This is a genomic window from Clostridium perfringens (assembly GCF_016027375.1).
GTDB classification, from domain to species: domain Bacteria; phylum Bacillota; class Clostridia; order Clostridiales; family Clostridiaceae; genus Sarcina; species Sarcina perfringens.
In genome coordinates, this window is sequence record NZ_CP065681.1 from 420323 (window position 1) to 447093 (window position 26771).

A 26771-nucleotide genomic window follows, 5' to 3' on the forward strand; every position below is an offset into this window, starting at 1 on the left:
TAAGTATGGAAAATAAAGCTAAGGTTGGCATAGATTTTATAAATACAATACCCAAGCAAATACTAACTAGCTTAATAGAACAATATTCCCCTAATAATGGAGAGATAGAGTTAGTTGTTTTATATGGAGATAATTTTTTAAGATTTAAAAATTCAGTAGATGTCATAGGTGCTAAAGTTGAAGATTTAGGATATGGATTTGGAATACTTATAATAAAGGTTAATGACTTAAATAGGATAATTGAGCTTGAAGGCCTTCAATATATAGAGCTACCCAAAATTTTATATACATCAGCTTATGATAGTAATAGAGCATCATGCATTCCATCAGTTTGGAATAATTATAATTTAACTGGAGAAGGAATATTAGTTGGTTTTTTAGATACTGGAATAGACTACACTCATAATGCTTTTAAAGATGCTGAGGGCAATACCAGGATAGAGTATATATATGATCTTGAAAATGGAGTTGTATATGATAAAAATAAAATAAATGAAGCTTTAAAATCTGAAGATCCATTTAGCATTGTACCTGAAATTGATTTATCAGGTCATGGAACTCATGTTGCAGGAATTGCATGTGCCGGAGGAAATATAAACTTTGATAATTATGGAGTTGCATATAAAAGTAGCATAGCAATGGTAAAGATAACTGGTGAGAATAGTTTAAGGGCGGCCTTAAGTACACAGCTTATGAGAGGTTTAAAATTTTTAATGGATAAAAGTAATGAAATTAATAAACCTTTAGTTGTAAATATAAGTTTAAGTACAAATGATGGTTCTCATAATGGAAGTAGTTTACTAGAAAAGTATATTCAAACTTTTACGCAATTACAAAAGGCAGTTATTGTAGTAGCTGCTGGGAATGAAGGTAATAGTGCTCATCATGTAGGGGGCAAGATGAAAAAAGAAGAAGATTTAGACTTAAATATAGGAGATGGAGAAAAAGGTATTATATTAGATTTTTTCAAGCCTGTATTAGTTGATGTATCAGTTGAAGTAATTTCACCAACTGGAATAAGTACAGGACCAATAGAATTATCTGAGTCTTATAAAGAAAGATTTGTTGGAAGAGAAAAAATAGTTGTATATAGTACTGGTCCTAAGCCTTTTGATATACAAGGACAAACTACCATAAGTATTTTGCCCTTAGGAGATACAATAACTTCTGGTGGATGGAGAATTATAGTTAGAAAATTAAATAATTATGAGGGATATTTTGATATTTGGTTACCTATAGCAGAAGGATTAAATGAAAGAACAAGATTTTTACAACCATCTGTTTATAATACCTTAGGAATCCCTGCAACTGTAGAAGGGGTTATCTCCGTTGGAAGTTATAATTTTTTAAACAATAATTTATCAGCTTTTTCTGGAAGAGGAGTTGTTAGACCTGAGTGGTTAATAAAACCAGATTTAGTTGCTCCAGGTGAAAACATATTATCCACTGTTGAGGAGCAAGGATTTGATACTAAAAGTGGTACATCAATGGCTGCGCCACAAGTTTCTGGAATATGTGCTCTTCTTTTTGAATGGGGGATTATAAGAAATAATGATCCTTTTTTATATGGAGAAAGAATTAAATATTATTTGATTAAAGGAGCAAAGAGGACGATCTTTGGTGAGGCATATCCAAATCCAGACTTGGGATATGGATTTGTATGTTTAGATAGAACAATGGAATTATTAATTAATAGGAGATAGTTATGGAAACTGTATCTAATAAAGCGAATCTATTAGTTGACCCTGAAAGCATGAATTTTCTTGTTGAATATAGAGGGGATATAGAGAATGAAGTTAAGGATATTGAAAATGTTGAAGTCTATATAATTGATGGTACTTATGCTGTTTTATCCATGAAAAATGTTGACTATGATAGTGTTATTCAGATGATAAATTCCTTGGTTTTTATAGAGCTCGGAGGAATATATACTCTAAGTAGTACAAGTCCTATAGAGGCCTCTAAGGCAGAAAACTTTCATAATAGTCCATACTTAAAATTGACAGGGGAAGATGTGATTGTTGGAATTATTGATACTGGAATAGATTATTTAAATCCTGAATTTACTGATAGTAATGGAAAGACTAGAATATTAAAAATATGGGATCAATCATTAAAAACAGATAAGTATCCCAAAGATATGTTTTATGGAACTGAGTATAGTGAAGAAGAAATCAATCAAGCAATAGAACTTAATAATAGTGGCGGAGATCCATATACCATAGTTCAATCTAAAGATGATGTAGGACATGGAACAGAGATGGCTTGTATAATAGCAGGAAGTGGAAAGGATGAAAGTTTAACAGGGGTAGTTCCAGAATGTGACCTTGCAATAGTAAAGTTAGATAGAGCTTTTAAAAAATACACAGATTATTTCTTTGCAAAGGGTGACGCTGTTAAGTATAGAAATGTAGACATACTTTTAGCAATGAAATATTTATATAATTTATCATTTCAATATAATAAACCAATGGTTATATATATTCCTATGGGAACTAATTTTGGAGCCCATGATGGATCAAGTATTTTAGAAAGATATATAAATGATATTTCAAATAAAAGAGGAATTGCTGTAATTGCTTCATCTGGCAATCAAGGAAATACTAATACCCATGCTGATGGAATAATAACAGAGATGGGTGATAATAAAACCATAGAGCTTGATGTTGGAGAGGATCAAGATGGTATTATGATGATTATTTTAGGTTATAAACCTGATAAATTTAAGCTTTCAATAATTTCACCATCAGGAGAACTTATTGAAAATGCTAATCCCTTAACTAACTATGGTGGAAATAAAAATTTAGCTGTTGAAAATGGATATAAAATAAATTTTATATATGAAGGAACAACTATGGATGTTTTTTATGATTCGCCAGATGAACTTACTGGAGGGGAGAGAATTGTAATAAGAGCACAAAATTTAAAGCCTGGTATATGGAGATTTAGATTAACTGGACAGCATATAACCTTTGGAAATTTTGATGCCTATATATTGCAAAAAGAATTATTAGCAGAGGGAACAAAATTTTTAATATCATCACCATACACAACATTGACCATTCCAGGAGCCGCAGAGAAAATGATAACTGTAGCTTCATATAATCAAGAGAATAATACCATATTATCTTCATCAGGAAGAGGGTATGCAAGAAATGATATTATTCAACCTATTATTGCAGCAGGTGGAGTAAATGCTTTAACTATAAACAACAAAGGAGAAAAGGTATCAGTTAGTGGGGGAAGCGTCGCTGCGGCTATAGTAGCTGGGTGCTGTGCAATGTTATTTCAATGGGGAATTGTTTATAATAATGATCCAACACTATATGTAGCTAAACTTCAAACCTATCTAATAAGAGGTGTGAATACTAGGGAAGGTGACATGTACCCAAATCGAGAGTGGGGATATGGAACTATAGATATGATCAATGTTTTTAATAGTTTAAGAACTTAGAGTTTTAAATATTACAAAGTAAAAAATAATTTTGATTATATTTTAATTATAAATACTTATTAACAAAATAGATATTAATCTCATAAACTATAGGGTATTAATTTATTATTAGGAGAAAGTATATGGCATTAGGTGGATTAAAAGTTCAATGTTTTAGTGAACAAAGGAGATATATACCTATTGATAAATGTAAGGTTAAAATAACACCAACAGGAGAAGATGGTGTGGCTGTAGGAGATACTATAGAATTATATACAGATGATACTGGAAGCACTGACACTATAGAATTAGATGCACCACCAATAGAAAATTCTAATCAACCAGGTACGATTCCTTATAGTTTCGCAGAGGTTATTGTTGAAAGAGAAGGATTTTTGCCTGTAGCAGTAAATGGAGTACAAATCTATCCTTCAAGAGTTGCTCTTCAAAATGTAAACTTACCTGAGACTAGAGGATATTATAGACAAGAGGAAGTTATTGATATACAACCTAATAGATTAGTTGGAAATTTCCCACCAAAGATACCTGAAGCAGAGGAAAAGGAACTTCCACCACCAAAGGGAACAGTGGTTTTGCCAGAGCCTGTAGTTCCAGAGTATATAGTTGTTCATAATGGTAGACCAAATGATAATTCAGCAGCCAATTATAAGGTTAATTACAAAGACTATATAAAAAATGTTGCATGTTGTGAAATTTTTTCAACATGGTCTGAAAATACTATAAGAGCTAATGTTTATGCCATAATATCATTTACTTTAAATAGAATATATACTGAATGGTATAGAGGAAAAGGTAAGAATTTTGATATAACTAATTCAACAGCTTTTGACCATGCTTTTAGTTATGGAAGAAACTTTTATGATAACATAAGTAGAATTGTAGATGAAATATTCTCAACATATATGAAAAGATTCAATTCTAAGCAGCCTCTTTTGGCACAATATTGTGATGGAATAAATGTACAATGTCCAGGTTGGATGACTCAATGGGGAAGTAAATACTTAGGAGACGAAGGAAAGGTTCCTTATGATATTTTAACATCTTTTTATGGAGATGATTTAGAATTAAAGTCTGCTAAAAAAGTTCAGGGAAGTCCAAGATCATTTCCAGGATATACTTTAGGTATTGGAGCTTCAGGTCAACCTGTAAGAGTTATACAAGAACAATTAAATGCTATTTCAAAGGCGTATCCTTTAATACCTAAGGTTGCTGTAGACGGGAAATATGGTCAGAAAACTAGAGATTCTGTTAGAACTTTTCAAAAGGTATTTAACCTTCCTCAAACAGGAGAGGTGGATTATGCAACATGGTATAAAATATCAGATGTCTATGTTGCAGTAACAAAAATAGCAGAGCTTAGATCAAGTGTTGAGAAGAAGATATTTTATCCACCAACAATAATGGATAGATATGAAAATGTACCAAAGATAATTTATTAAATATTAAAGCTGAGCAAGTTATATAAATTGCTCAGCTTTTACTTTTTATCTTTGTTTTTTTAATTTAAAAAAGTAGAAGTAAATACATTGAACTATAAATACTAAGCTTAAAACTCCAAACATTGGGTATAATGTGGAGATTAAGTTTGAAAATCCTATTGATGAAATTGGAAGTGCTACTATTAAAACTGCAAATATAGCATGTTTATATTTTATTTTAAAGCTTTTAGTAAGGGTTTTACTTATGGAATATACATCAGAAACCTCTGTAGAAAACATTTCAGCTAATATTATTATTAAAAGCATTATTTGAATAGGCTTTCCAAATCTATCAGCAATATAAAGCAGAGGAATTTCGTATTGGAATATTTGTGGCTGATTAACCATAAGCATTGAATTTATAAAAATACATATTATAGTTAGAAGAACAGAACCTAATATAATTCCCCAGGTCATGATTTTCTTACTTTTAACTTCGTTACTTAAAGGAACAATAACCCCACAGCAGCAAAGAATATTATAGCCACAATAAAGTATTCCAGAAGTAAAAACTCCCTTAGAAAGTTTTGGGGTAGAAGAAACAAGAGAATCTATAGTAATTGGGTCATTAGCAAATGCAACATAAAGAATCATAAGCGTAGTTGTTACTATTATTAAGGATGGAACAATAATAGAATTTATCTCTACTAACCCATCAGTTTCTCTCATAAGAATCAGTGAAGCAATAATAGCCATAAATATTGAACCTATAATCTTAGGAATTCCAAAGTATTGATTCAACAAGGCTCCGCTACCAGCTAGTATTATGGATGCACTAGATATTAAGTAAAAGGTTGTTATGATTCCAGTGAGTTTTCCTAAAATATTAGGACTAACTGTATTTATGACTTCGCTATAGGAATTTAAACTATGTTTAATACTTATTCTTGAAATTATGTTGCAAAGAAAAATATAAAATAAGCCAGTCATTATAATAGTAAAAAAGCTTTTATATCCATAAACTGTAAAGAAATTTGTTATTTCCTTTCCAGAGGCAAGTCCAGCTCCTACTATAGTTCCTATAAAAACAAAAGCTACTTGAAAAACTTTTATAATACTTTTCATTAAATCACCTCCCTAACTAAATATATAAGTTGTAAAGGAAGTTTATTCTTAAAATAAAAAAGTAAAAATTAAGTTTAGGATATTTATTATTTTATTAATACTTTTAAGCTATTTGGAAAACCTAAAATAGGACTTATTCTAAGGGAGGAATGATTATAAATGGTTAAAAAGATTATGGCATCCTTAATTATTGGATCTTTATTTCTTTTCATGGGCTGTAATAGAATAAGTAATACGGTCAATGATAATAAGGAGCTAAAGGAAAGTGTTGAAAGTATATATTTTAATAATAAGATAGCAATATCAATTGCAGAGGAATATATGGAGGCTCTTAAAAGCAATGATTTAGAAAAGATAAAAAGGTTATCTGATAAAGAGGTTGATAAAAATATAATAATTAGTCCTAGTAAGGATCTTGAAATAACAGGGATTAAGCAAGTTGGGTCAGCACAATTAGGGAATAAAACTATGTTTAAATTCTATGTAACTAGAACTAAAGAAGGAGAGCCTAAGGCTGATTTAGAGCAATATTATTTAGAAGTTAGAAAAACTGAAGAGGGAGAATATAAGGTATCAGAACTTAAATCAACTGAGCTTTATAGTGTTTTTTTAGATAAGGATAAATTAAAGATTAGAAAAGATGATGATGTTGAGATTAACACATTAATAGATTTAAAGAGCATACCAGATAAAATTTATCCAAAGGTTAATGTTATAGATGTAGCCAAGGTTGATGTACCTAAAGAAGCTTTTTCAGCCGTAGAAATTTCATTTTCAGGAGATAAAGTAGCAATTTCAACATATAAGGATGAAGATTCTTATATAGGAGTGGTTGATGTTGAGGATGCACAGGAGACTGCAGCTAAAGAAGGGGAAGATGAAGGGGGAAAAGAAGATGAAAAGAATGATGATAAAACTTTAGGGAAAAAGATAACATCATTAGATGTATTAAATGGATGTAAAATTTCTAGCTTAAATTTTTCAGATGATGATGGATATGTTGTTGTAAATTATGTTAAAGGAAATGGCACAAGATTTAAGGTTTATCAAAGTGGTGGAAGTATAGTTTCATTAGAATTAGATGATATATTTGCAGAAGAGGAATATAATCTTATTTATGAAAGAATACAGGATAACAATATAATTATGAATGTTACTCCAATAATAAAATCAAATAATACTGAAAGTGGCTTAATTGGAAGATATAAAATATCTCTAAAAGATTTTAAACTTGAAAAACTATAGTATAATATAAAATAAGTTAATCATAACCCTTAAATTTATGATTAACTTTTTTATTTTAAAGAAATTTTGATTTTAATGAAAAGGTGATATAAATGGAAAAAAGAAAAACATGGGGAGACAAGAGATATAATACTTTAAATAGATTTTTAAGAGAAAAGTTTGGAGAAAAAGTATTTAAAATAAGTTTAGATGGTGGTTTTACATGTCCTAATAGAGATGGTAAGGTTGCTAAGGGAGGATGTACTTTTTGTAGTTCAAAGGGGTCAGGAGATTATGCTGGACAAAGAACTTTAAGTATTGGTACTCAGTTTGATAATGTTAAAGAGATGATGAATAAGAAGTGGAAAGAGGGAAAATACATAGCTTATTTTCAAGCTTACACTAATACATATGCTCCTGTTGAAGAACTAAGAAGAAAATATGAGGAAGCAATTAATAAAGAAGGTGTGGTTGCTCTTGCTATAGGTACAAGACCAGATTGTATAAATGAAGAAGTTTTAGATTTATTAGAGGAAATGAATAAAAAGGTATATACTTGGGTTGAGTTAGGACTTCAAACAATTCATGATGATACTGCTAGAAGTTTTAATAGAGGATATGATTTAGAAGTATTTGATAAGGCTATGGAAGGATTAAAAAGCAGAGGAATAGATACTGTAGTTCACTGTATATTTGGACTTCCTGGAGAAAGTAAAGAGCAAATGTTAGAAACTGTTGATTATGTTTCTAGATGTGGAGCACAAGGAATAAAATTACACTTACTTCATCTAATGGAAGGAACAAGAATGGTTAAGGATTATGAGGAAGGTAGATTAAAATTCTTAACTCAAGAGGAATATGTTGATTTAATTTGTACGGCCATAAGTAGAATACCTCAAAATATGGTTATACATAGACTAACAGGAGATGCTCCTAGACAACTTCTTATAGGACCTATGTGGAGTTTAAAAAAATGGGAAGTTTTAAATGCTATTGATAAGGCTCTTGAAGATAATGATATTTATCAAGGAAAGAATTTTGAAGAATAATTTTAAAAATAAGGTGGGGAATTTTTATGAAAATTGATGTTATAATTTCTGCAGATTACATAGATAGTGAAGCACTTAAAGGAAAGATAGCTGTGGTTATAGATATGTTAAGAGCTACATCTGTAATTACTACAGCACTTTATAATGGAGCTAAAAAGGTTATACCAGTAGTTAGTGTTGAAGAGGCTTTTGAAAAAGCAAAAGAATTAAAATCTTTAGGTGAAGAAGTTTTACTTGGAGGAGAGAGAAAGGCTTTAAAAATAGATGGATTTGATTTCTCTAATTCTCCATTAGAATACAAAAGAGAAATAGTAGAAGGAAAAAATGTAATAATGTCTACTACAAATGGAACTAGAGCTTTAAATTTATGCAGCAAAGCAGATAAAGTTATAGTTGCCTCTGTGTTAAATGGACAAGCGGTAGCTAAATATTTAGAAAATGAAGAAAAAGAAATAGTCTTTGTTAATTCTGGAACAAACGGTGAATTTTCAAGTGATGATTTTATGTGTGCAGGTTATATAATAAGTGAATTATGTAAAAACAAAGAGGCTGAACTTACTGATATAGCTAAAACAGCTAAATATGTTTATGAAAGCAGTGAAGGAATAGAAGAGTTTATAAAAGATGCTAAACACTATAATATTCTTAAAAATTTAGGACTAGAAGAGGATTTAAAGTATTGTTCTACAAAGAATTTAATAGATTTAGTTTTTGAATTTAAAAATGGTGAAATAAAAACTGTGGAATCAGGAGTTAAAGTGACAATATAATAAAGTTTTGTGAAGTATTTTTATAAAAGATGAATAAATTTTAAAATAAAATAATAGGAGTAAAAACTACTTTTAATGTAATGTTTTTAAAACAAAAAAGAAATATCTTGATAAAATACATTAAAACATTTATTAAATTTTCAATATTAATATTTTATGTTTGATTTCTTGGTAAATAGTTAAAAGAAGTAATTTGTTAATATGTATTTAGGAATATATGATGTTTATAGGACGAGATATTTTTAAAGGAGATGTTTTTTATGAAGAAAAAATTATTAGTAGTTATTATTTCTGCCATAATGGGATTACAATTAGTTGGATGCGGAAGCTCTAATGATTCATCAAATAAAACCACTTCTGATAATAAGCCTGCTGCAACTACAGAGAATAAAAGTAAGGTTGTAGATGATGATAGCTTAGTTAATGAAGTAGCTGAGGTTTATCTTGATCTTAGAGAAGAATATTTAGAAGTACTTGAAAATAAACAAATGAATGAATGGAATGAGGAGAAAGCAGATGCTTTAAAAGATTTAAAAGAAATTAAGGCAATGACTCCAGAAAGTGATAAGAATATAAATCAAGCTATATCAGATATAGAACAGTTAATAGATAAATATCAAAATAGCTTAGATGGTAAAGGTGCAGATCCAACAGGAATACAAAATTTAGAAGCACAAATTAAACAATTATTATTTGATAAATAATTAGAAAAAGAGGGGATTAAGGGCAATATCCCTCTTTTTTTATTTTATGGAAAGATTGTTAAATTTTTAATTTATTGAAAACAGTTTCAAGAGGTGTTAAAATAAATATTGTAAAAAAACAACAAAAATATATACGTATATATTCAACTTGTGTAAGAGTATTTGGAGTTAAACACGAGAAAAAAATTTAGTTTTTTTGTTTAGCTCTTTTTTATTTTAAGCTTTTTTAAAATTAAATATATTAATTACTAGGTGGTGGATAGTCATGGTAAATCAATTCTTGGCTGAGCTTTTTGGAACTGCGCTTTTGATATTGTTAGGGGATGGAGTAGTTGCAAATATAGCTCTTAAAAAAACTAAGGGTAATGGCGCTGATCTTATTGTAGTCACTGTAGGATGGGCAATAGCTGTTGCTATTCCTGTTTATATCTTTTCTAGGGTGAGTGGAGCTGTATTTAATCCAGCGGTAACTATTGCATTAGGTATAACTGGAGGATTAACATGGAGTCAGGTTATAGTATTTTGTATAGCACAATTTATAGGAGCTTTCATAGGTGCTGTACTAGTTTATTTAACTTATTATACTCATTTTGAATCTACTGAAGATCATGATGCAAAGCTTGGTACATTTTGTACTATACCAGCTATTAGAAATTATAAATGGAATTTTTTTACTGAATTTATAGGTACTTTTGTTTTAATGTTTGGAATTCTAGGACTTGGTGATGCGAAAATGGCAGATGGAATTATGCCAATAGCCGTTGGATTATTAATTTTAGTTATAGGAGTATCTTTAGGCGGACCAACTGGATATGCAATTAATCCAGCTAGAGATTTCTCACCTAGACTTGCACATTTCTTGCTTCCTATGAAAAATAAGGGAGGCTCAGATTGGGCTTACGCTTGGATTCCAATTGTAGGACCAATACTTGGAGCTATAGCAGGAGCAATGGTATATACAAATATATTTTAAGGAGATATTAATTTTGGACAATTTTAAGGAGGCTATATAAAATGATTAATTTTAAAAGAATACTTGAGGACAACCCTATTGTGGCAGCTGTAAAGGATATGGACCAATTAAATAAGGCATTAGAAGCTGATGTTGATGTGATTTTTGTTCTATTTGGTAATATTTTAGATATTATAGAAATTTCACATAAAATATCAGAAAAAAATAAGATTGGAATATTGCACATAGATTTAGTTGATGGACTTACAAATAGAGAAATTGTTTTAGAATATTTGAAAGAGAAAACTAAGTTTGATGGAATAATAAGCACTAAGGCTCAAACAGTAAAAAGTGCAAAAAAATTAGGGTTAGTAGCTATTCAGAGAGTTTTCATTTTAGATAGTCTTTCTTTTCAAAGCACAAAAAATCACTTAGTGGATGAATGTGATGCTGTAGAAATGTTACCAGGATTATTATTTAAAGTTATTAAAGAATTATCAAAAACAATACATAAGCCATTAATAGTAGGTGGTTTAATTTCAGATAAAGAGGATGTCATGGAAGCTTTAAGATCAGGAGCAACATGTATATCAACAACAAAAGAGGATATATGGAAGATATAAAATTAAGAGGTGAGTTTTTATGAAAAAATATATAGTAGCATTAGATCAAGGAACAACAAGCTCTAGAGCAATAATTTTTGATAAAGAACAAAATATTATTGGGGTAAGCCAAAAGGAATTTAATCAAATTTATCCTAGAGAAGGATGGGTTGAGCATGATCCAATGGAAATATGGGCAACTCAATATAGTGTACTTCAAGAAGTTATGGCTAAGTGTAATATAACTCAAGAAAATATAGCAGCTATTGGAATAACTAACCAAAGAGAAACTACAATAGTTTGGGATAAAAATACAGGGGTTCCAATATACAATGCAATTGTTTGGCAATGTAGAAGAACTGCTGATATATGCGATGAGTTAAAAGAAAGAGATGGACTTGTAGACTATATTAGAGAAAATACAGGACTTGTACTTGATGCATATTTTTCAGGAACAAAAATAAAATGGATATTAGACAATGTTGAAGGTGCAAGAGAAAAAGCTGAAAAGGGTGAGCTTTTATTTGGTACAGTAGACAGTTGGCTTGTTTGGAAGCTTACAAATGGAAAAGTTCATGTAACTGATTATACTAATGCATCTAGAACTATGATATTTAACATAAAGAACCTTGAATGGGATGAAAGAATGTTAAAGGAACTAGACATTCCTAGAAGTATGTTACCAGAAGTAAAAAATTCATCTGAAATTTACGGATATGCAAACCTTGGAGCAAAAGGTGGAATAAGAGTTCCTATAGCTGGAATAGCTGGGGACCAACAAGCTGCTTTATTTGGACAAGCTGCTTTTAATAAAGGTGACGTAAAAAATACTTATGGAACAGGATGTTTCTTATTAATGAACACAGGAGAAGAACTTGTTAAAAGTAAATCAGGACTTTTAACAACAATAGCTATTGGATTACACGGAAAAGTTCAATATGCTTTAGAAGGATCAGTATTTGTTGGAGGAGCTGTTATCCAATGGCTTAGAGATGAATTAAGAATTATAAGTGATTCTAGTGATACTGAATACTTTGCTACAAAGGTAGAAGATAATGGTGGAGTATATGTTGTTCCTGCCTTCGTTGGATTAGGAGCTCCTTATTGGGATATGTATGCTCGTGGAACCATAGTAGGATTAACACGTGGAACTAATAGAAATCATATAATAAGAGCAGCACTTGAATCAATTGCATATCAAACAAGAGATGTGCTTGAAGCTATGATAAACGATGTTGGATATGATATAAATTGTATAAAGGTAGATGGAGGAGCAAGTAGAAATAATTTCTTAATGCAATTCCAATCAGATTTAGTTGGTAAAAAGGTAATTAAGCCTATAATTACAGAAACAACAGCTTTAGGAGCTGCTTATCTTGCAGGATTAGCAGTTGGTTACTGGAGTGATAAAGAAGAAATAGCTAAGTTATGGTTTGCAAGTGAAGAATTTGAGCCAACTATTTCTGAAGAGAGAAGAAATAAATATCATAAGAAATGGAAAAAGGCTGTTGAAAGATCAAAAGGATGGGCACTTGAAGATTAAAAAAGGTCTGGAAACATTTACAGAAATATGATATAATTAAATAAAAGTTAATAAATAATTTTAATTTTGTGTGTAAGAGAGAAGAGAGCTAGACACAAAAAGGATATTCTTATGTCTTTTTTGAGTTTGGTTCTTTTTTATTTTTAAAAAAGGGAGCGATATTTAATGATTTATGATGTAGCAATTATAGGATCTGGAGTAATAGGTGGAGCAATATTTAGAGAATTAACAAAGTATAATTTAAAGGTTGTAGAATTAGAAAAAGAAAATGACGTTGCTATGGGAGCATCTAAGGCAAATTCAGCAATTGTCCATTCAGGATATGATCCTGAACCAGGAACATTAATGGCAAAATACAATGTTGAAGGAAATAAGATGTTTGATAAGCTTTGTAAAGACTTATCAGTTCCTTTTAAGAGAAATGGATCATTAATTATAGGTTTTGATGAAGATGACCAAAAAGAATTAGAGGTTTTATATAATAGAGGAATTCAAAACGGAGTAGAAGGAGTAAAACTTTTATCAGCAGAAGAAATTTTAGAAATGGAACCAAACTTAAATAAAGATGTAAAGGGAGCTTTATTCTGCCCAACAGGAGGAATTGTTGGAGCATATGAATTTACTATAGCTCTTTCAGAAAATGCTATAGATAATGGAGGAGAATTAAGACTAAACTCTAAAGTTGTTGGTATTGAAAAAGATGAAAACTTCAAAATAAAACTTGAAAATGGTGATGTAGTAGAAGCTAGATTCGTAGTAAACGCAGCAGGTATTTATGCTGATAAGATTCACAATATGGTTTGTGAGGAAGACTTTAAGATAACTCCTAGAAAAGGTGAATACTATGTTTTAGATAAGAGCCAAGGAAGATTATTTGAAAAGACAATATTCCAATGTCCAACTAAACTTGGAAAAGGGGTTTTAGTTACTCCAACAGTTCATGGAAATTTATTAGTTGGTCCAGATGCTATTGATACTTGTGATAAAGATTCAGTTTCTACCGAGTATGATGGATTAGCTAAGGTTAGAGAAGTTTCTTTAAAAACAACTAACAAAGTTAATTTTAGAGAAAATATTAGAAACTTTGCAGGACTTCGTGCTATAGCTGATAAGCCTGACTTCATAATTGGAGAAGCTAAAGATGTAAAAGGATTCTTTGATGTAGCAGGAATAAAATCACCAGGTTTAAGTTCAGCACCAGCTATTGCGGTGGATGTAGTTAAAATGCTTGGTGAAAGTGGACTAGCTTTAGAGAAAAAAGATAATTTCAATGAAAAAAGAGAACAAGTACACTTTATAGAACTTTCTCCAGAAGAAAAAGCAAATTTAATTAAAAAAGATAGTAGATATGGAAGAATAATTTGTAGATGTGAAAATATAACTGAGGGAGAGATTGTTGATAGTATAAATAGAACTTTAGGAGCTAGAACTATTGATGGAGTTAAGAGAAGATGTCGTCCTGGTTGTGGAAGATGTCAAGGTGGTTTCTGTGGACCTAGAGTTCAAGAAATAATATCTCGTGAAACTGGTATGAATATAGAAGAAGTGCTTTTAGATAAAAATGGTTCATATATAATAAGTGGAAAAACAAAGTAGGAGGATTTAGTTATGAAATATGATTTAGTAGTTGTAGGTGGAGGCCCAGCAGGATTAGCAGCAGCTTATGAAGCTCATGAAAATGGAGTAGAAAAAATATTAATTATAGAAAGAGATAAAGAACTAGGTGGAATCTTAAATCAATGTATTCATAACGGATTTGGTCTTCATACCTTTAAAGAAGAACTTACAGGACCTGAATATGCTGGAAGATTTATTGACATGGTAGAAGGAACTAACATAGAAGTTATGTTAGATACAATGGTTTTAGAAATAGAAGGAAAAATAATACATGCTATAAATACTGAAAAAGGATATTTAACAATAGAAGCAGAAGCTATAGTACTTGCTATGGGATGCCGTGAAAGAACAAGAGGAGCTATAAGTATTCCAGGAGATAGACCATCAGGAATATTCACTGCAGGGGCTGCTCAAAGATTTATCAATATGGAAGGCTACATGGTAGGTAAAAAAGTAGTTATCTTAGGATCAGGGGATATTGGGCTTATAATGGCTAGAAGAATGACTCTTGAAGGAGCTAAGGTAGAGGCTGTTGTTGAACTTATGCCTTATTCAAATGGATTAACTAGAAATATTGTTCAATGTTTAGAGGATTATGGAATTCCACTATACCTATCTCATACAGTTATTGATGTTAAAGGTGATGGAAGATTAGAAAAGGTTATTATAGCTAAGGTTGATGAAAATAGACAACCTATAAAAGGCACTGAAATAGAATTTGATGCTGATACATTATTATTATCAGTTGGATTAATACCAGAAAATGAACTTTCAAAAAATGCAGGAGTTGAATTAGACCTTAGAACTAATGGACTTGTAGTTTCTGAAAGTATGGAAACAAATAGAGAAGGTATATTTGCCTGTGGTAATGTTGTCCATGTTCATGACTTAGTTGACTTTGTAACTGAGGAAGCTAAAAATGCAGGAAAGAATGCTGCTAAATATATTAAAGGTAAAAAGAGATTAAATCATTTCACTGAAATAAAAAATGGAGAAAATATAAGTTATACAGTTCCTCAAAAATTTGAAATTGAATCTTTAGATGGAAATTTAAATGTGTTTATGAGAGTTAGAAATGTATTTAAAAATAAACAAATAGTAGTTAGAGATGAAGAAGGAAATGTTATTCAAAGCTTTAAGAAACCTCATGTTGTTCCTGCAGAAATGGAGAGAATTACAATTCTTAAAGATAAGCTAAAAAATGCTAAAGGAGCAATAACAATTTCATTAGAGGATGGTGAATAATAATGGTAAAAGAATTAATATGCATAGTATGTCCTAGAGGATGTCATTTAACAGTAGACACAGAGTTAGAAAAGGTTACAGGAAACACATGTAAAAGAGGAGAAATTTATGGATTAAATGAGGTTAAAAATCCAACTAGAATAGTAACTTCAACTGTTAAAATAGATGGTTGTGACAACATAGTTGTTCCAGTTAAAACAGAGGAACCTATTCCAAAGGGAATGATATTTGATGTAATGAAGGAAATTAACAAGGCTTCTGTTAAACTTCCAATTAAAGTTGGAGATGTAATTATAGAAGATGTTTTAGGAACAGGTGTTAGCATAGTCTCTGCCAAGACAGTTTCATAAATAAATTAAGAAAGGTATCTGAAAAAATCAGATACCTTTCTCTTTTAATACATCTAATATTATATGTACATTAATTAGGATAGAATAAACAGTCCTAACTAGTGAGTAGCTAAAAATAGATATTTAAATATTTAAATTAATTATGACCATTTAACGAGTGTATGCCATTTATGTAAAGCACCTCATAGTAATAATATATTTAATATTTAAATTAATGATTAACCCTTAAATACAAATTTTAGAGTGTATGCCGATTTTGTAAGGCACCTCTTATTTATAAGTTAAGATATTAACTTTATATATTTTTGCTACATTAGTATATTAACCAATATATTTTTTTTTATACTTAAGATTTAAAATTTTTTTAGAATACTTGGAATATGAAGAATTTTAAATAATATGATTCGTCAGAGTTCCAAAGTATAGGGTGGTCTGCACTTTGAGTTCTAACTTCTATTTGTCTTAAAGTTCTTCTTGCATCATGAGCAGCCTCAGCTACAGTTTTCTTTAATTGTTCTTCATCCATATAATGTGAACAAGAGCATGTAGCGAAGTAACCACCTTCTTTAACCATTTTTATTCCTCTAAGATTTATTTCTTTATATCCTCTTATTGCTTGCTTAACAGTATTTCTTGATTTTGTGAAAGCTGGTGGATCTAAAATAACAACACCAAATTGTTTTCCTTCTCTTGACCAATCTCCTAATACATCAAAGGCATTATGCTTTTCAAATTTAACCCTATCTTGAAGGTTATTAAGTTCAGCGTTTCTAGTAGCACAGTCTACAGCGTGTTGAGATACATCTATTCCTAAAACTGATTTAGCACCTGCTATACCGGCATTTAAAGCAAAAGAGCCAGTATGAGTGAAGCAATCTAAAACATCCATACCTTTACATATTCTATGCATTGCAGCTCTGTTTTCTTTTTGATCTAAGAAGAAACCAGTTTTTTGACCATTTTCTAAGTCAACTATGTATTTAACTCCATTTTCAACTATTTGTATATCTGTATCAAATGGTTCAGTTAAGAAGCCTTTTCTTTGCTCTAAACCTTCTATTTCTCTAGTTTTTATATCACTTCTTTCATAGACACCTTTAGCACCGTATTCCTCAACTAGAATTTTAACTATTAGGTCTCTATATTTATCCATTCCAAGAGTTGATATTTGAATTACATAATAATCTTCAAATTTATCAACTGTTAAACCAGGAAGGAAATCAGCCTCTCCAAAGATGAATCTACATGAAGATGTATCTATAACTTTCTTTCTATATTCCCATGCAGTTTTAAATCTTCTCTTGAAGAAATCCTCATCTATTTCTTCATCTATATCTTTAGTCATTATTCTTATAGTTATTTTACTTCTGTCATTTATATAGCCTTTTCCTAAGAAATAACCTTTATGATTGTAAACTTCAACTATATCTCCGTTTTCATAATCTCCATCATATTCGTTTATTTCATCAATATATATCCAAGGTCTGCCTTGTTCAGCTTTTTTGTTTTTACCTTTGTGTAAATAAAACTTACTCGCCATTTAAATAGCTCCTTCCAAAATAATTCTTATAAGATTATAACATATTCTAGGCTTTCCAATAGGTTTAAAATGCATTTAAGAAAAATAAATTGGTACTTTAGAATAATAAGATAATATTTAATATATATTTCTAATAAGAGTAATTTTAAGGATTGAAAAAAATGATAAAAGCTATAGTTATTCCTACACCTAAAAGATTAAAGAAATACATAAGAGATACTGACTTTAAAAAGAAGGCGAAATCTTTTGTTACTCCAGAGAGAGCTATTATATATGGAACCATAGGAACAGGTGTAACCATAATGTCTCTAAGTGATGTACCAGCTAAGCCCTTTGTTATAGGAAGTTTATTATATCATGGCATTGCCTATGAAATTTTAGAAAAGTGGTATGATGAGTATGGTAATGACGAAGAGCTTAGAGAAATGATGATGCAAAATAGAGATTATTGGAATAATTTTTATATGAGGTTTTAAACTATAAAAAATTTATGGGTAAAAATCAATACACATCTAAAATAGATACTTAATTTAAAATATAACTAGAATTTATTAGGAAAAATATATATAATAATTATAGACTTTATAGCTAGGGGTGCCTTTGGCTGAGAGATAACATTTCGTTATTAACCCTTAAACCTGATCTGGATAATACCAGCGTAGGAAAGCCTGTAGAAAGTTTTATAATAGTATTTTATATGGTTAGATTATTATGACTTTTTATAAATTAAGCTACATCCTACATGGATGTAGCTTTTATTTTTTTATTAGACATATTATAACAGGCTATGATTATAAACTAAAAATTGTATGAAGTTTTTAGTTAGAGTTTTATAAAACTTTGAGGTAATTCTTATTTGGGCTATTAGGTTTAATCATAAGATTAAAGGAGATATAGAATATGAGATTTACAGAAAAATTATTAAAAGAAGCAATGCCTATATGGGAGAAGTATTTAGATCACCCATTTATAAAGGAAATTGGAGAAGGAACTCTTGATAAGAATAAATTTAGAGAATATTTAGTTCAGGATTACCTTTATTTAAAAGAATATGCTAAAGTTTTTTGTGCTGGAGTAGTTAAAGCTAAAACTATGGAAGAAATGAAATTCTTTTATAATTCAACAAAGGGAACTATGGAGGATGAAACAGCGGTACATATAGAATATTTAAAAGGATTTGGTATATCAGAATTAGAAGCAGAGAAAAGAGAATATAAGAGTACTACTATAAGTTATACAAGCTATATGCAAGCAATAGCGTTAACCGGAGATTTAGATGAGATTGCTATTGCAACTTTACCATGTACATGGAGTTATAGCTATATAGGAAAATATATTTCAAAAAAATACTCTAACAAATTACAGGGGAATTTCTTTAAACCTTGGATTGATGAGTATGCTTCTGATGGATTTGATAAGTTTACAGATGAGTGGTTAGCTTACGTAGATAAAAAATGTTCAAACTTATCTGAAGAAAAACAAAAAAGATTAATAGATATATTTAAAAGAGCTAGTTTGTACGAACTTGATTTTTGGAATATGGCGTATGATGAAGGTGAAAAATAATGAGTGTTTATTTAGTAGCTTTAATTGGAATTTTAATATTAGGTTTATACATATTAGATTTAAGAAAACATAAAATTACAACAAGAGAAATTATCATGATTGGACTAAGTGTAGCTATTTCTTATGTGCTTTATATGATACCTTTAGTTAGATATCCTCAAGGTGGTGGAATAACTTTCTTTTCTATGCTTCCAATAATGCTTTTATCATTAGTATATGGAAGAACTGTTGGAGTTACAGGAGGATTGATATTTGGGCTTTTGAAAATATTAAACGGAGCTTTTATAGTACACCCAGTACAATTTTTACTTGATTACATACTGTCAAATATGGCTTTAGGACTAGCGGGATCATTTGAAATAGATAAGAAATATAAAATATTCTTTGGCTCACTTATGGCTGGTAGTATAAGTACTTTTGTAAGCATAATATCAGGAGTGATTTTCTTTGGTCAATATGCTCCTCCAGGAATGAATTTATGGATCTATTCAATAATTTATAATACAAGTAGTGCAGGAGTTGAAAGTTTATTAACAGCTATAGTGATAACAATAATGCCAATAAAAATGTTAGCTAAAAGAATGAAGCCTATAAATAATATATAGAAAATTTTAATAAGGAGTTGCATCATAATTAAATTAGATTATTTGATGCAGCTCTTATTTTAGTTTTGGAAGAAACTTGAGTTTATATTATAATGAAAATAAGATTTGTTTTGAAAAGGATGGATAATCGATGAATTTAATAACTCTTGAAAATATAAGTAAGAGCTATTCAGAAAAAATTTTAGCTAATAATGTATCTTTAGGAATAAATGAAGGAGAGAAGATTGGTCTTATAGGAGTTAACGGAACTGGAAAATCTTCTTTCTTAAAAATAGTTGCTGGAGTTGAAGAACCAGACGAAGGAACAGTAACAAAGGGAAATAGAGTAAGAATAGAGTATCTTGCTCAAACACCAGATTATGATGATAATGCTACTGTTTTAGAGCAAGTTTTTAAGGGTAACTCAGAGGAAATGAGAATATTAAGAGAATACGAAGAGTTACTTGAAAAAATAGATAAGGGTGAAGTTAAAGATAGTGATTCTGAAAGATTAATAAAGCTTCAAGGAAAAATAGATGCTTTAAATCTTTGGGATATGGAAAGTGAAGCAAAGAATGTTTTAACTAAGCTTGGAATAACTAATTTTGAAGAAAAAGTAGGAAATCTTTCTGGAGGACAAAAGAAGAGAATAATGCTTGCAGCTGCCTTAATAACTCCTTGTGAATTATTAATACTAGATGAGCCTACTAACCATTTAGATAATGAAACTATAAGTTGGTTAGAAGAATACTTAAATAGTAGAAAAGGCGCTCTTTTAATGATTACTCATGATAGATACTTCCTAGATAGAGTAACAAACAGAATATTAGAATTAGATAGAGGTAGATTATTTAGCTATGATGGAAACTATTCTGTTTTCTTAGAAAAGAAGATGGAGAGAATAGCCATAGAAAAAGCCAGTGAGGAAAAAAGACAAAATCTTATGAGAAAAGAATTAGCTTGGGTAAGAAGAGGTGCAAAGGCTAGAACTACTAAGCAGAAAGCTAGACTTCAAAGATTTGATGAATTAGTAAATCAAGAAGGATTTATTGAAAATGAAAATATAGAAATCTCTGTTATGGGAACAAGATTAGGAAAGAAAATAATAGAGATAGAACACCTAAATAAAAGTTTTGGTGATAAAAAGATTGTTGATGATTTTAACTATATAGTACTAAGAAGTGATAGAATAGGTATTGTAGGACCTAATGGAATTGGTAAATCAACACTTATGGGAATGATTGAAGGAAAAGTAGCACCAGATAGTGGAGAAATAATAAAAGGTGAAACTGTAAAAATAGCTTGCTTCTCACAGGAAGATACACATATGCATCCAGAGATGAGAGCTATAGATTACATAAAAGAAGCAGGAGAGTATTTACAAACTGCCACAGGTGAAAGAATAACAGCATCACAAATGTGTGAAAAGTTTTTATTTGATGGAACACTTCAGTGGACAATGATAGGTATGTTATCTGGAGGAGAAAGAAGAAGACTTCACCTTTTAAGAGTTCTAATGGAAGCCCCTAATGTGCTTTTACTAGATGAGCCTACAAATGATTTAGATATTGAAACTTTAAATAGATTAGAAGATTATTTAGATGACTTTGGTGGAGTTGTCATAACTGTATCCCATGATAGATATTTCCTAGATAGAATTTGTAATAAGATATTTTCTTATAAGGGAAATGGAAAAATAGATATTTATACTGGAAACTATGGGGATTATCTTCTAAGCAAAGAAGAAGAGGTTGTTAACAATAAAGAAAAAGAAGTGGCTGTGGATAAAAATAAAAAAGAGCCATCTGTGGATAAAAATAAAAACAAGGGCAAAGTATTAAAATTCTCATTTAAAGAACAAAGAGAATTTGAAACTATAGATGAAGAAATAATGACTCTTGAAGAAAAAATAGAAGAATTAGATTCTTTAATGGCAAAACATGCATCAGAGTATGGTAGACTTCAAGAACTAATGGAAGAAAAAGCGAAAGTTGAAGAAGAATTAGCCTTTAAATATGAGAGATGGGAATATCTTAATGAGTTAGCAGCACAAATAGAAGAAAACAAAAAGAATAAATAAAATTTATTTTCTTAGATAAGATATTATTTAGGTGAATAAATTAAATTTATATAAATTTGTAGAATTTCTAAAGATTCGATTATATACTAAACTAAAGTTAGAATATACTTAATACTAATATATTGAGTCTAAGGAACGAGAGTTGGTAAAAAGGGGAGCGCTTATGCAAAAGTATTGTAAAAATCAAAATAATATAAATATTTTATTAGATCATGAAAGTGGAAGAGGCTTTAAGGTTACTTTTACTATTAATGAAGAAGGAGAAAGTAATATATTAGTTATTACTAGGGCTCCAAAATCACATAATGCTGAAGATTTAAAAAAAGAGTTAAATAAGGCTATAAAATATTTAATGAATAATGAGGATGAACTTGGAATAATAAAAGAAATAAGTTTTGTATTCCTATTTCCTGTTATTGAATATAGCAAGGATGTGCTAGAAGAAGTTTATAATACCAAAGGCGAGCTATTCCTATGTGGAAATGATGGATTTATTGAGAATGGAGAATACTTAAAAAATGACTTAATAATATTTGAAAGTCTAATAAATAGTTCTCACATAATATTTGCTTGGGGAGAGCCAACGTCTAAAGATATTAGAAAGGTGTATGAAAGCAGATTACATTACCTTTTAAAAGGATTTAAAGTTGTTAAAAATAACTGCTTTGATTTAAAGAAGTTTTATTATGTAGGAACACTTACAAATCAAGGATATCCTAGAAACTATAGTAGTTGGTCTAAAAATTTACAATTAAATGAATTTGAAATTTAAATAAAAAGAGCCTGTATCAAAATAATTTTAAATTTGATACAGGCTTTTTTATTTTTTTAATTTTCAATACAAAATAAATATTATGTAAAAGTAAAAAAGAGTACCCAAGGGTACTCTTTTAGGGAGATACAAAATTAAAACAGTAAATAAGTTTTGCTTAAAAGAATTATTGGTTGTCTTCAATTAATTCTTCAATTTTGTCTCTACATCTGCAACCTTTGCAAGAACCTTTAGTTGCACCAGTTTTTTCAGCTACTGCTTCTACTGTGTGTGCACCATTTTTGATAGCTTCCTTTATCTTTGCTCTTGAGATTGCTCTGCAGATACAAACTTTAGTCATTTTATCAATTACTTGTTGATTTAAATTATTGTTATCATTCATACTATTTTCCTCCTAATTATATCAAAGTAAAACAGCACGATTAACAAAAGGGAATGGAATGTATTTGATGATTTAATTATAAGTTAACTGATAAGAAAAGTCAACATTAAATAATAAAAATTATTTATTAATTTTTATTATTTGATATATAAGTCTTAACTTATAATATTAGGTTGTACAAAAATAGAATTTTTATTATAAAAGCAAATTAAATAATTAATGAAAGCTTTCAAATATATGGATTTGTTTCGTTGACTTTTTAAAAGTGCTATTATATAATTTCTTTAAAGACTGTGAACAGGGCAAGTACTTATATAGAACCTTATTCAGAGAGTAGTTGGTTGGTGTGAAACTATAGGTATATTTAAGGAAAATCACCTGGGAGTTGGAGACTGAAAGGAATATATTCTTATTAAGTTATCCCGTATATCCACGTTACAGGATGCGAGCATTATAGGTGCTTTTAATTACCTATCATAAAAACGTAAAATTTTAATATTTATAATTGAATCATATAGATAGGTTTGAACTTTAGGTGGTATAGCGAATATAACTTCGTCCTTTTAGGATGGAGTTTTTTTTATTTTACTTAAAGAAGTATGGCTAAATAATCAATTATAAGTAAATAATTAAAATATTAAACAAGAGAAGGAAAGGGGTTTCAATATGTATAAAAAAGTTGAATTACCTAAGGGTTTTGTAGGCGTAGAAAAAGAAGTTGCAGACCTTTGGAAAGAAAAAAACATAATAAAAAAGAACTTTGATATGAATCAAGATGGTGAATACTTTACTTTCTATGACGGACCTCCAACAGCTAATGGTAAACCACACGTAGGTCACGTATTAACAAGAGTTATGAAAGATATAATCCCAAGATACAAAGTTATGAAGGGATATAAAGTTATAAGAAAAGCTGGATGGGATACTCATGGACTTCCAGTTGAGCTTGAAATAGAGAAGAAGTTAGGAATTTCAGGTAAACCTCAAATAGAGGATTACGGTGTTGAGAAATTCGTAACTGAGTGTAAAGATAGTGTATTCACATATGTTAGCATGTGGGAAAAAATGACTGAGCAAATAGGTTATTGGGTAGATATGGAGAATCCATATGTTACTTACCACAATCCATACATAGAATCAGTATGGTGGGCTTTAAAACAAATGTGGGATAAAAAACTTTTATACAAAGGTTATAAAACAATGCCTTACTGCCCAAGATGTGGAACAAGTTTATCATCACACGAGGTTTCACAAGGATACAAGGATGTTAAGGACTTAACTGCTGTAGCTAAGTTTAAAGTTAAAGGAGAAGATAATAAGTACTTCTTAGCTTGGACAACAACTCCTTGGACTTTACCTTCAAACGTTGCTTTATGTATAAATAAAGCTTATGACTATGTAGAAGCTAAGCAAGCTGAAGGTGATGAAATCTTCATCTTAGCTAAAGAATTAGCACCTAAGGTTTTAGGAGAAGGATTTGAAATAGTTAGAGAGTTCAAAGGTGAAGAGTTATTAGGTATGGAATACGAGCAATTATTACCATTCGTAACTCCAACTGAAGGAAAAGCTTTCGTAGTTGTTCATGGTGACTACGTAACTTTATCAGATGGTACTGGTATAGTTCATATAGCTCCTGCTTATGGTGAGGACGATAACTTAATAGGAAAGCAAAATGGATTAGCATTCTTAAACTTAGTTGATTTAAGTGGTAACTTTGTAGAAGAAGTAACTCCATGGGCTGGAAAATTCGTTAAGAAATGTGACCAACAAATAGTTGATTACTTAAAAGAACAAAATAAATTATTTAAAGCTGAAAAGCATACTCACTCATATCCACATTGTTGGAGATGTGACACACCACTTCTTTACTATCCAAAAGAAAGCTGGTTTGTTGCAATGACAACTTTAAGAGACAAACTTTTAGCTAACAATGAAAAAATAAATTGGTACCCAGATAACATCAAGAACGGTAGATTTGGTAAGTTCTTAGAGAATGTTATAGATTGGGGTATCTCAAGAGATAGATACTGGGGAACTCCACTTCCAATATGGGAATGTGAATGCGGACACAGAGAATGTATAGGAAGCATTGAAGAGTTAAAAACTAAAGGAATAAATGTTCCAGAAGATATAGAACTTCATAAACCATATATCGATAAAGTTCATTTAAATTGTCCTCATTGTAATAAAGAGATGAAAAGAACAGCTGAGGTTATAGACTGTTGGTTTGATTCAGGATCAATGCCATTTGCTCAACATCACTATCCATTTGAGAACAAAGAATTATTTGAAGCTAACTACCCAGCTCAATTCATATCAGAAGCTGTTGACCAAACAAGAGGATGGTTCTATACATTATTAGCAATATCAACTGCTATATTTGATAGAAATCCATTTGAAAACTGTATAGTTTTAGGTCACGTTCTTGATAAGAAGGGCTTAAAGATGTCAAAATCTAAGGGTAACGTAGTTGATCCATTTGAAGTACTTGATTCACAAGGTGCTGATGCTACAAGATGGCATTTCTATACTGCAAGTGCTCCATGGTTACCAACTAGATTCTCAATAGAAGATGTTGCTGAAACTCAAAGAAAATTCTTAAGCACATTATGGAATGTTTACTCATTCTATGTTTTATATGCAGAGTTAGACAGCTTCAATCCATTAGACTACAAAGATTTCGTATCAGATAACGTAATGGATAAATGGATAATGTCAAAACTTAATACTTTAGTTAAGGATGTAGACGATCATTTAAATAATTATAGAATAACTCAAGCTGCTTTAGAAATAGAAGAGTTTACTGATGAGTTATCAAACTGGTATGTAAGAAGAAATAGAGCTAGATACTGGTCAGAAGAATTAACTGATGACAAGATAGGTGCATACACTACTTTATACAGAGTTTTAGTAACTTTATGTAAAGTTGCAGCTCCATTCGTACCATTTATAACAGAAGAAATTTATCAAAACTTAGTAGTTAACTTAGATGAAAATGCTTTAGAAAGTATTCACTTAGGAGCATGGCCAGAAGTTGATGAAAAGGCTATAGATAAAAAATTAGAAGAAAAAATGGATTTAGCTTATAAGATAGTTAAACTTGGAAGAAGTGCTAGAAACGGTGCTAACATCAAGAATAGACAGCCACTTTCAAAAATGCTTCTTTCAACTTCAGAGCTTCCAGATTATTATGGAGACATAATTAAAGATGAGTTAAACATCAAGGAAGTAGAATTAGGAGCTGACCTTTCTAAATATGTTAACTTCGAAATTAAGCCTAACCTACCTGTTTTAGGAAGAGCTTATGGTAAGTTAATACCAGCTATAAGAAAAGAAATAGCTTCAAGAAACCAAATGGAATTAGCTCAAAAAATCCAAAATGGTGGAGTAGAAGTTATCACTGTAGATGGAAATGAAATAGAATTAAATGCTGAAAACTTACTTGTAACAATGCAAGGATTAGAAGGATTCGCATTTGCTGGAGAAGGATCAGTTGGTGTTGTTTTAGATACTACTATAACTGATGAATTAAGAGAAGAAGGTCATGTAAGAGAAATCATATCAAAAATCCAAAACATGAGAAAAGAAAGTGGATTTGAGGTTGCTGATAAGATAACTCTTTACGTAGCTGAAAATGATATGCTTTTAGATGTAATCAAGAAATTTGAAGATGTTATAAAGAAAGAAACTTTAACTGAAGAAATTGTTTATAACGGAGATGCTGATTACTCAGAAGCTAAAGTAAATGGTGAAATATTAAAAATGGCTGTTTCAAAAAGAGCTTAATTAAAATA

22 protein-coding genes, 1 riboswitch and 1 other annotated feature are annotated in these 26771 nt (G+C 30.1%); of the genes, 19 read left to right on the plus strand and 3 right to left on the minus strand.

From position 1 onward, the window contains the following. Nucleotides 1–5 precede the first annotated feature (5 nt). From I6G60_RS02185 to I6G60_RS02195, 3 genes are all read left to right on the plus strand, one after another. Nucleotides 6–1703 (plus strand): S8 family peptidase, encoded by a 1698-nt coding sequence (locus tag I6G60_RS02185; RefSeq protein WP_011591167.1) that lies wholly within the window; start codon nucleotides 6–8, stop codon nucleotides 1701–1703. A gap of 2 nt (nucleotides 1704–1705) precedes the next feature. Next, nucleotides 1706–3454, plus strand: coding sequence for a S8 family peptidase (locus tag I6G60_RS02190; RefSeq protein WP_011591166.1), 1749 nt, complete (start codon nucleotides 1706–1708; stop codon nucleotides 3452–3454). Between the two features lie 122 nt (nucleotides 3455–3576). Then, on the plus strand, nucleotides 3577–4893 hold the full coding sequence (locus I6G60_RS02195; protein WP_003472096.1) for a peptidoglycan-binding domain-containing protein: 1317 nt from the start codon (nucleotides 3577–3579) through the stop codon (nucleotides 4891–4893). Nucleotides 4894–4938: 45 nt separating this feature from the next. On the opposite strand, the gene I6G60_RS02200 is transcribed toward I6G60_RS02195, so the two are convergent. Further along, nucleotides 4939–5997, minus strand: a complete 1059-nt coding sequence (locus I6G60_RS02200; RefSeq protein WP_138329855.1) for a YkvI family membrane protein — start codon at nucleotides 5995–5997, stop codon at nucleotides 4939–4941. A gap of 159 nt (nucleotides 5998–6156) precedes the next feature. Between I6G60_RS02200 and I6G60_RS02205 the strand changes: the two genes are divergently transcribed. The 10 genes from I6G60_RS02205 to I6G60_RS02250 all read left to right on the plus strand — a co-directional run bounded on the left by I6G60_RS02205 (nucleotide 6157) and on the right by I6G60_RS02250 (nucleotide 16053). Beyond that, a complete protein-coding gene (locus I6G60_RS02205; RefSeq protein WP_057232212.1) occupies nucleotides 6157–7242 on the plus strand; it encodes a hypothetical protein in 1086 nt (361 codons plus the stop codon). 92 nt (nucleotides 7243–7334) lie between these two features. Then, entirely contained in the window at nucleotides 7335–8270 is a 936-nt protein-coding gene (locus tag I6G60_RS02210; protein ID WP_003450751.1) for a TIGR01212 family radical SAM protein, read from the plus strand. A 26-nt stretch (nucleotides 8271–8296) separates the two neighbouring features. Further along, entirely contained in the window at nucleotides 8297–9040 is a 744-nt protein-coding gene (locus I6G60_RS02215; RefSeq protein ID WP_003456794.1) for a 2-phosphosulfolactate phosphatase family protein, read from the plus strand. A 260-nt stretch (nucleotides 9041–9300) separates the two neighbouring features. Beyond that, complete coding sequence (locus tag I6G60_RS02220) at nucleotides 9301–9744, plus strand: hypothetical protein (protein WP_003472067.1); 444 nt, start codon at nucleotides 9301–9303, stop codon at nucleotides 9742–9744. A gap of 265 nt (nucleotides 9745–10009) precedes the next feature. Continuing rightward, on the plus strand, nucleotides 10010–10717 hold the full coding sequence (locus I6G60_RS02225; RefSeq protein WP_003456873.1) for an MIP/aquaporin family protein: 708 nt from the start codon (nucleotides 10010–10012) through the stop codon (nucleotides 10715–10717). A 41-nt stretch (nucleotides 10718–10758) separates the two neighbouring features. Further along, nucleotides 10759–11319, plus strand: a complete 561-nt coding sequence (locus I6G60_RS02230; RefSeq protein WP_003456768.1) for a glycerol-3-phosphate responsive antiterminator — start codon at nucleotides 10759–10761, stop codon at nucleotides 11317–11319. A 19-nt stretch (nucleotides 11320–11338) separates the two neighbouring features. After that, complete coding sequence (gene glpK / locus I6G60_RS02235; protein WP_003456800.1) at nucleotides 11339–12841, plus strand: glycerol kinase GlpK; 1503 nt, start codon at nucleotides 11339–11341, stop codon at nucleotides 12839–12841. Between the two features lie 165 nt (nucleotides 12842–13006). Continuing rightward, nucleotides 13007–14437 carry an NAD(P)/FAD-dependent oxidoreductase gene (locus I6G60_RS02240; RefSeq protein WP_011591163.1) on the plus strand — a complete coding sequence of 477 codons (1431 nt, stop codon included), beginning with the start codon at nucleotides 13007–13009 and terminating at the stop codon, nucleotides 14435–14437. A 12-nt stretch (nucleotides 14438–14449) separates the two neighbouring features. Next, on the plus strand, nucleotides 14450–15703 hold the full coding sequence (locus I6G60_RS02245; protein ID WP_003450714.1) for an FAD-dependent oxidoreductase: 1254 nt from the start codon (nucleotides 14450–14452) through the stop codon (nucleotides 15701–15703). Nucleotides 15704–15705: 2 nt separating this feature from the next. Then, nucleotides 15706–16053, plus strand: a complete 348-nt coding sequence (locus tag I6G60_RS02250) for a DUF1667 domain-containing protein (protein ID WP_003450634.1) — start codon at nucleotides 15706–15708, stop codon at nucleotides 16051–16053. A 364-nt stretch (nucleotides 16054–16417) separates the two neighbouring features. Here the strand turns inward: I6G60_RS02250 and I6G60_RS02255 are convergent, their stop codons facing one another. Further along, nucleotides 16418–17593: a class I SAM-dependent rRNA methyltransferase gene (locus I6G60_RS02255; protein ID WP_011591162.1), complete on the minus strand. Its 1176-nt coding sequence runs from the start codon at nucleotides 17591–17593 to the stop codon at nucleotides 16418–16420. A gap of 161 nt (nucleotides 17594–17754) precedes the next feature. On the opposite strand from I6G60_RS02255, the gene I6G60_RS02260 reads away from it, so the two are divergent. From I6G60_RS02260 to I6G60_RS02280, 5 genes are all read left to right on the plus strand, one after another. Further along, nucleotides 17755–18069 carry a hypothetical protein gene (locus tag I6G60_RS02260; RefSeq protein WP_003456890.1) on the plus strand — a complete coding sequence of 105 codons (315 nt, stop codon included), beginning with the start codon at nucleotides 17755–17757 and terminating at the stop codon, nucleotides 18067–18069. 104 nt (nucleotides 18070–18173) lie between these two features. Further along, nucleotides 18174–18275: riboswitch (TPP riboswitch) on the plus strand. 218 nt (nucleotides 18276–18493) lie between these two features. After that, entirely contained in the window at nucleotides 18494–19159 is a 666-nt protein-coding gene (gene tenA, locus I6G60_RS02265) for a thiaminase II (RefSeq protein WP_110035093.1), read from the plus strand. Then, nucleotides 19159–19764, plus strand: coding sequence for an energy-coupled thiamine transporter ThiT (gene thiT / locus I6G60_RS02270; RefSeq protein ID WP_110035094.1), 606 nt, complete (start codon nucleotides 19159–19161; stop codon nucleotides 19762–19764). Before tenA ends, thiT begins: the two co-directional genes overlap by 1 nt. Before the next feature lie 130 nt (nucleotides 19765–19894). Next, nucleotides 19895–21823: an ABC-F family ATP-binding cassette domain-containing protein gene (locus tag I6G60_RS02275; protein WP_110035095.1), complete on the plus strand. Its 1929-nt coding sequence runs from the start codon at nucleotides 19895–19897 to the stop codon at nucleotides 21821–21823. A gap of 163 nt (nucleotides 21824–21986) precedes the next feature. Further along, nucleotides 21987–22595: a DUF1643 domain-containing protein gene (locus tag I6G60_RS02280; protein ID WP_003467949.1), complete on the plus strand. Its 609-nt coding sequence runs from the start codon at nucleotides 21987–21989 to the stop codon at nucleotides 22593–22595. Nucleotides 22596–22761: 166 nt separating this feature from the next. Here the strand turns inward: I6G60_RS02280 and I6G60_RS02285 are convergent, their stop codons facing one another. Then, entirely contained in the window at nucleotides 22762–22977 is a 216-nt protein-coding gene (locus tag I6G60_RS02285) for a (2Fe-2S)-binding protein (protein WP_003456903.1), read from the minus strand. Nucleotides 22978–23261: 284 nt separating this feature from the next. After that, nucleotides 23262–23543, plus strand: a binding site (T-box leader). A gap of 100 nt (nucleotides 23544–23643) precedes the next feature. Here I6G60_RS02285 and ileS point away from each other — a divergent pair. Beyond that, entirely contained in the window at nucleotides 23644–26763 is a 3120-nt protein-coding gene (gene ileS, locus I6G60_RS02290) for an isoleucine--tRNA ligase (RefSeq protein ID WP_011591160.1), read from the plus strand. Nucleotides 26764–26771 lie beyond the last annotated feature (8 nt).